The 5,929-nt window shown below is 69.2% G+C and carries 6 protein-coding genes; 2 read left to right on the top strand and 4 right to left on the bottom strand.

Features of this window, described 5'->3' with window-relative positions; genetic code table 11:
* The 3 genes from D7Y21_RS39725 to D7Y21_RS39735 all read right to left on the bottom strand — a co-directional run.
* A partial coding sequence (locus tag D7Y21_RS39725; RefSeq protein WP_121718489.1) for a general secretion pathway protein GspE occupies positions 1-715 on the bottom strand: 715 nt, incomplete at its 3' end.
* A 9-nt stretch (positions 716-724) separates the two neighbouring features.
* Complete coding sequence (locus tag D7Y21_RS39730; protein WP_120565605.1) at positions 725-1,474, bottom strand: general secretion pathway protein GspE; 750 nt, start codon at positions 1,472-1,474, stop codon at positions 725-727.
* A gap of 59 nt (positions 1,475-1,533) precedes the next feature.
* On the bottom strand, positions 1,534-2,364 hold the full coding sequence (locus D7Y21_RS39735) for a DUF4292 domain-containing protein (protein WP_120565606.1): 831 nt from the start codon (positions 2,362-2,364) through the stop codon (positions 1,534-1,536).
* A 42-nt stretch (positions 2,365-2,406) separates the two neighbouring features.
* Here D7Y21_RS39735 and D7Y21_RS39740 point away from each other — a divergent pair, with 42 nt between their 5' ends.
* Both D7Y21_RS39740 and D7Y21_RS39745 read left to right on the top strand, forming a co-directional pair.
* On the top strand, positions 2,407-3,138 hold the full coding sequence (locus D7Y21_RS39740; protein ID WP_120565607.1) for a MotA/TolQ/ExbB proton channel family protein: 732 nt from the start codon (positions 2,407-2,409) through the stop codon (positions 3,136-3,138).
* A gap of 15 nt (positions 3,139-3,153) precedes the next feature.
* Positions 3,154-3,609: a biopolymer transporter ExbD gene (locus tag D7Y21_RS39745; RefSeq protein WP_120565608.1), complete on the top strand. Its 456-nt coding sequence runs from the start codon at positions 3,154-3,156 to the stop codon at positions 3,607-3,609.
* A gap of 104 nt (positions 3,610-3,713) precedes the next feature.
* Here the strand turns inward: D7Y21_RS39745 and D7Y21_RS39750 are convergent, their stop codons facing one another.
* Entirely contained in the window at positions 3,714-5,558 is a 1,845-nt protein-coding gene (locus D7Y21_RS39750) for an acyl-CoA dehydrogenase (protein ID WP_120565609.1), read from the bottom strand.
* Positions 5,559-5,929: the final 371 nt, after the last annotated feature.

Here is a 5,929-nt window from a genome sequence, read left to right on the forward strand (position 1 = left end):
GAGCCGGAGGACGGGCCGCGGCGGGCGGAGGCGGCGCCTTGGGGACCTTGGGACGGGGCGTGGAGCCCAGGATGTCCTCCAGCACCTCCGCGCCGTCGGCGGACGCGTCGCCCTCGTGCGGCGGCGGCGGCGGCAGGTCCCAGTCCAGCGTCGGCGGCGCGGGCGGACGCGGAGGAGTGGGCGCACGCGCGGCGGCCGGGGGGGGCGGCGGCGACGGCAGGATGTCCGGCGAATCGTCTTCGTCCATGTCCATCGGTTCAGCCTCCACGATGTCCAGGGGCTCGCCCCGGCCTCTCGCCAGTGCCTGCTCCAGGTCGTCCGACGAGGCGACGAACACCTTGAGCGGCTTGCGCAGCTGGAAGCGCAGCTCATCCACCAGCATCAGGTTGCCCGGGTCTTCCACCGCGACGTGGATCTTCTCGCTGCGGCCGTCCTGCTCCGAAGCGAAGAGGAGCACCCGGTGCTCGCTCTGGAAGTCCATGGACACCAGCGAGGACACCGCATGCGGGATGTACTCGGGGAGCTCAACGAAGGGCAGCTCGTGCTGCGCCGCCAGCGCCTTCGCGATGTCCCGGCCCGTGCACAGGCCCATGGACACCAGCACCTCGCCCAGCTTGCGGCCCTGGCCGCGCCGTCCGGACGCGAGGGCCTGCTTCACCTGCTCGTCCGTCACCACTCCGGCCTGGACGAGGAGTTCACCAATCTTCTTGCGCATGGCCGGGGGCTACCGCTTGACCTTGGCGAGGTATTCCTCGCGGGAGAAAACGCCCTTCTCGATGAGCAGCTCCACCATGGCCTTCAGCGCCGCGACCTCCTTGCGCTGGACCTCCTCCACGCTCTTGAGCAGCTCCGCGGGGCTGCCAGAGGCCGCGCGAGGCGGCTCCGGCGGGGGGGCCTGGCGGGGAGGCGGCGCGGCGGCGGGCTTGGGGGACATGGCGACGGCGGCGGCCGGGTCCAGGTCCTTGAGGTTCTTCACGACGGTGCGGCCCTGCGCGTCCACCACCTTGAAGTTGGTGTCCGCGTCCTCCAGCTCCGCCGTCTCCTCGTAGAGGCGCGCGAACGCCCGCGCCACGGAGGTGCGCCCCGCCACGTTGGCCACGATGCGGCACTTGGACAGGGCCCGCAGCTCGTCCAGCACACGCACGTTGAGCGGGTCCGACATGGCGACGACCAGCGTCTTGCCGTCGTCGCGCAGTTGCAGCGGCACCACGGAGAAGTCGCGCGCCGTCTGCGCCGGAATCTTGGCCTTCACGTGCGGCGGCACCATCTGCACGGAGTCCAGGTTCACCGCCGGCATGCCCAGCTGCTTCGACAAGGCGCGCACGAGGATGTCCTCGGAGACGAGGTTCATCCGGACGAGGATCTCGCCCAGCTTCCCGCCCCACTTGGCCTGCTCGGCGAGCGCCGCCTTGAGCTGGCTCTCCTGCAGGACGTTCGCCTTGATCAGCAGTTCTCCAAGCTTGATCTGTGCCATGTCGTGCGCGCCATAGTACCCGGTTTGCGCCGGGACGCTGCCTTTCGACGCCTGGAAGCTCAGGAACCCGGCGCGGGGGGCGGCTGAGACACCGCCCCCTCCGAGCGGACCTCCTGGCCCCGCGCGTCGACGTCCACCACCTTCGCCCCCTCGGGCGCGCCCAGCTCGTAGAGGGTCAGGTCCGGGCGGCCGTTGAGGCGGATGTCCGTGTACTTCAGGTCCAGCCGGGTGTCCGCCGTGGCGGCGATGAGGTGCACCTTGTCCGGGAAGAACTGGTCACCCCGCTGCTGGAAGTCCTCGAACGCCAGGTCGTAGCCCGGCACGCCCCGGACCTCGCTCTTCACCACGCGCAGGTGCTTGGGATCCACGCGCAGTGTCTGCGTCGCCGGTCCCCGCTGGAGCTTGAGCACGTACACCCGCTCCTTCTCGTCCAGCTCCAGGGTCATGGACTCCGGCGGCAGGAGGGGGACCTGCCCCAGCATCACCGCCACCAACTCCTCGCTCGGCAGGACGACAGGCAGGAAGCGGGACACGTTCTCCGCGCTCGCGGGGCCCTGGAGGTACGTGTTCTCCCGCGCCTGGTAGATGCCGAAGCGCTCGCCATCGGACACGAGCGAGGCCACCGGGCGGTTGAAGAAGTCGTACGTCTCCAGGTGGATGAGGGCCGGGCGGGTGATGGAGAGATAAGTGGAGAGCGTTCCACTGCCCTGGGGCGAGTCGACGTGCAGCTTGGCGTCACCCTCCAGGGTCACCACCTTCGCCTGCCGCTCGCGCACGTGCTGGTAGAGCGTCTGGGCGTCCTCGATGCGGCCCTCCGGACCGAACTCGAGACGTTTGGGGCAGGCCGAACAGAGGAGGACCAGGAAGATTGCGGCGGCTGCGCGGTTCATATGTCCTAGTGTGAGCTAGGGCCGCCTGCCCGGTCATCCATCATGAGCCTGAACGATCTACTTCATTACCTTCGCCTGGGCGGCGTCACCCTCGCCCTCCTCCTGGGCGCCTCCGTGGTGGCCCTGGGCGTGGCCATCGAGCGGCTCATCGCCCTCTGGGGCGTGAGCGAGCGCTCCCGCAACCTGGGGGAGATCGTCCAGAAGCACCTCCTCCGGGGTGACATGGCCGCCGCCCGCACCGCCGCCGAGCGCTCCGACGCCGTGGCGGCCGATATCTTCCTCGCCGGGTTCGACCGCTGGGAGCGCTCCCGCTCCACTGGCGGCAACGGCATCGAGTCCGCCGTTGAGCGCGAGCGCGCCCAGGTGGGGCTCAAGCTGCGGCGCAACCTGTGGCTGCTCGCCACCATCGGTTCGACGACGCCCTTCGTGGGCCTCTTCGGCACCGTGGCCGGCATCATGCGCTCCTTCAAGGACCTGGGCGTGGACGTGGAGGCCGGTGGCACCGGCGGCTCCGCGGCCGTGATGACGGGCATCTCCGAAGCGCTCGTCGCCACCGCCGTGGGCATCCTCGTCGCCGTGCAGGCGATGGTCTTCTACAACTACTTCCAGGCCCGGCTGTCCCGCGTGCTGGTGGAGCTGCGCCTCCTGGGCGACGAGTTCGCGGAGGTGCTCAAGGAGCGCTCGGCCGGCGGCCCGCTGCCGGACGCCACGCCGCCCCCGCGTGAGAGCGCCACGCCCCCGGCTGCCCGCCCGGATCCGCAGCCCGCCTCGTAAGGAGACACGCCCACCATGGCCATGGGAAAGACGCCCGGCTCGGGCGACGACGAGGTGGAGGGCGCGGGCTTCGCGGAGATCAACATCACGCCGCTGACGGACGTGATGCTCGTGCTGCTCATCATCTTCATGGTGACCAGCTCGGTCATCACCCAGCAGGGCCCGGGCGGCGGCGCCAAGGCGGGCCTCAAGGTGAACCTGCCCAAGGGCGGCGCCGCGGACGTCACCGCGCGCACCACCGACCTGTCCGTGGCGGTGCTGGCGGACGGCCGCTTCGTGCTCGCGGGCAACGTCGTCGCGGAGGCGGAGCTGAAGCAGGCCTTCGACAACGCGAAGAACCAGAACCCCGACACCGTGGTGATTGTTCAGGCGGACGAAGGCGTCCCCCACGGCACCGTGGTGCAGGTGATGGAGCTGGCGAAGAAGGCCGGCCTCGCGCAGCTCGCCATCGGCGTGCGCGAAGGCGACTAGTCGGCGTGCGCTAAAGCAACCAGGCTCAGGCCCGAAAAGGAAAAGGCCCCCCGGCGCGTCACGTGCCGGAGGGCCTTCTTCATTTCAGGACTTCAGACGCCGCTTCAGACGCCGCCGAACGCCGCGTCGGTGATGTCCATCGGGGACGTGTCCTCGGTGGCGATGAGGCGCGCGGCGTACTCCACGTTGGGCAGCACGTTGCGCGCGTACCACAGGGCGCTGAACTTCTTGCCCTCGTAGAACGCCTTGTCCGGGTGGTCGGCGGCCACGTTGGCGGCGGCCTTCTCCGCGATGACGGCCGCGTCCAGCAGCAGCCAGCCCACGGCGACTTCCGACATCATGTTGAGGAAGCGGTTGGCGGACAGGGGGATGAGCGGGAAGCGGCCCGCGTCCTGCGACCAGCCGAACAGCGCCATCGCGCTGGACATCAGGCCTTCCTGCGCGCCGGCCAGCGTCTTCACGGCCTCGCCCAGCACCGGGTGCTCGCGGTGCGCTTCCACGAAGCTGCCCACGTCGCCCATGAACTGCTGGAAGTGCGCGCCGCCCGCCTGGCCCATCTTGCGGCCAACGAGGTCCATGGCCTGGATGTGGTTGGTGCCCTCGTAGATGGAGAAGATCTTCGAGTCGCGCGTGTACTGCTCCACCGGGTAGTCCTGGATGTAGCCGGCGCCGCCGTACACCTGGATGGCCTGCGCGCAGAGGCGGAAGGCCTGGTCGGAGCCGTAGGACTTCACCAGCGGCGTCAGCACCTCCACCTGGCCCTTGTGGTAGGTGGCCGCGTCGTCGTCCTTGCCCGCCAGCTGCTTCGCCTTGTCCAGGTGCATGGCCAGCTTGATGACCAGCGCGCGGATGCCCTCCACGTGCGCCTTGATGTCCAGCAGCATGCGGCGGACGTCCGGGTGCTCGATGATGGAGGCGCGCGGCGCGGACGGGTCCTTCCACTTGGTGAAGTGGGAGCCCTGCTTGCGGTCCTTCGCGTAGTCGAGCGCGTTGTAGTACGCGGCCGACGCCAGGCTCACGCCCTGGATGCCCACGGCGATGCGCGCGCCGTTCATCATCTTGAACATCTGGCTCATGCCCACGTGCTCGACCGTGCCCACGAGCTCGCCCAGACAGCCGTCGTTCTCACCGAAGTTGAGGACACACGTGGCGGAGCCGTTGATGCCCATCTTGTGCTCGATGGAAGCCACGGTGACGTCGTTGGACTGGCCGGAGGAACCGTCCGCGTTGATGCGCAGCTTGGGGACGATGAACAGCGACAGGCCCTTGGTGCCCACCGGCGCGCCGTCAATGCGCGCGAGCACCAGGTGGATGATGTTCCCGGCCATGTCATGGTCGCCGCCGGAGATGAAGATCTTCGTGCCCTTGATGCTGTAGGTGCCGTCCGCGTTGCGCTTCGCGGTGGACTTGGCGGCGCCCACGTCGGAGCCGGCGTGCGGCTCGGTGAGGCACATGGTGCCGCCCCACGTGCCGTTGAGCATGCGCTCCACGAACTGCTTCTGCTGCTCGGGCGTCCCGCACTCGGCGACAACTTCGGCCGCGCCGAACGCCAGGCCCGGGTACATGTTGAAGGCCGTGTTGGCGCCGGAGAGGATCTCCTCCACCGTCACCTGGAGCATCATCGGCGCGCCCTGGCCGCCGTGGTCGGGGCTCACCGCCACCGTCTTGAAGCCCTGCTCGTAGAGCTTGCCCCACGCGTCCTTGAAGCCCTTGGGCGTGAAGACCGAGCCGTTCTCCACCCGGCAGCCCTCGCGGTCGCCCACCGAGTTGAGGGGCCCCAGCACCTCGCGCGCGAAGCGGTACGTCTCCGTGAGGACCGCCTTCGCCTCGTCCGGGCCCCAGGCGTCATAGGGGGCCGTGCCCGCCACCTGGCCGAAGCCGAACTGCTCGAACAGCGTGAAGAAGATCTCTCGAAGGTCGGTCTTGTAGGTGTTGATGCCGGCGGACATGGCCACTCCTGCGTAGGGGCTCGCTGCCTGCCTGCTTCCCGCAGGGCGGGAAAAAGTAAGGGTCAGCGGCCCATGTGACGCAGGAAGTGTGGCGTCGACTGATTTTTGAGTCAACCCAAGATGACACCCCGCGTTGACGAGCGGTCGAAGCCGCCCTTCTCGAACGCGGGAATTCGCCTTGGAACGCCCCTGGAAAGCCTACTTCTTGGCCTTCTTCGCGGCCGGGAGGGACGCTGTCTTGGCGGCCGGCTTCTCCCGGGGGGCGGTCTTCTTGGACGAGGCGCCGGTGCGGGGCTCGCCCGCCTCCTCGTCGTCGTCCTCGTCGTCTTCGTCCCGGTCGCGTTCCGGGGCGGCGGGCGAGCCCCGCACCC

Source organism: Corallococcus sp. AB045, assembly GCF_003668895.1.
Taxonomy (GTDB): domain Bacteria; phylum Myxococcota; class Myxococcia; order Myxococcales; family Myxococcaceae; genus Corallococcus; species Corallococcus coralloides.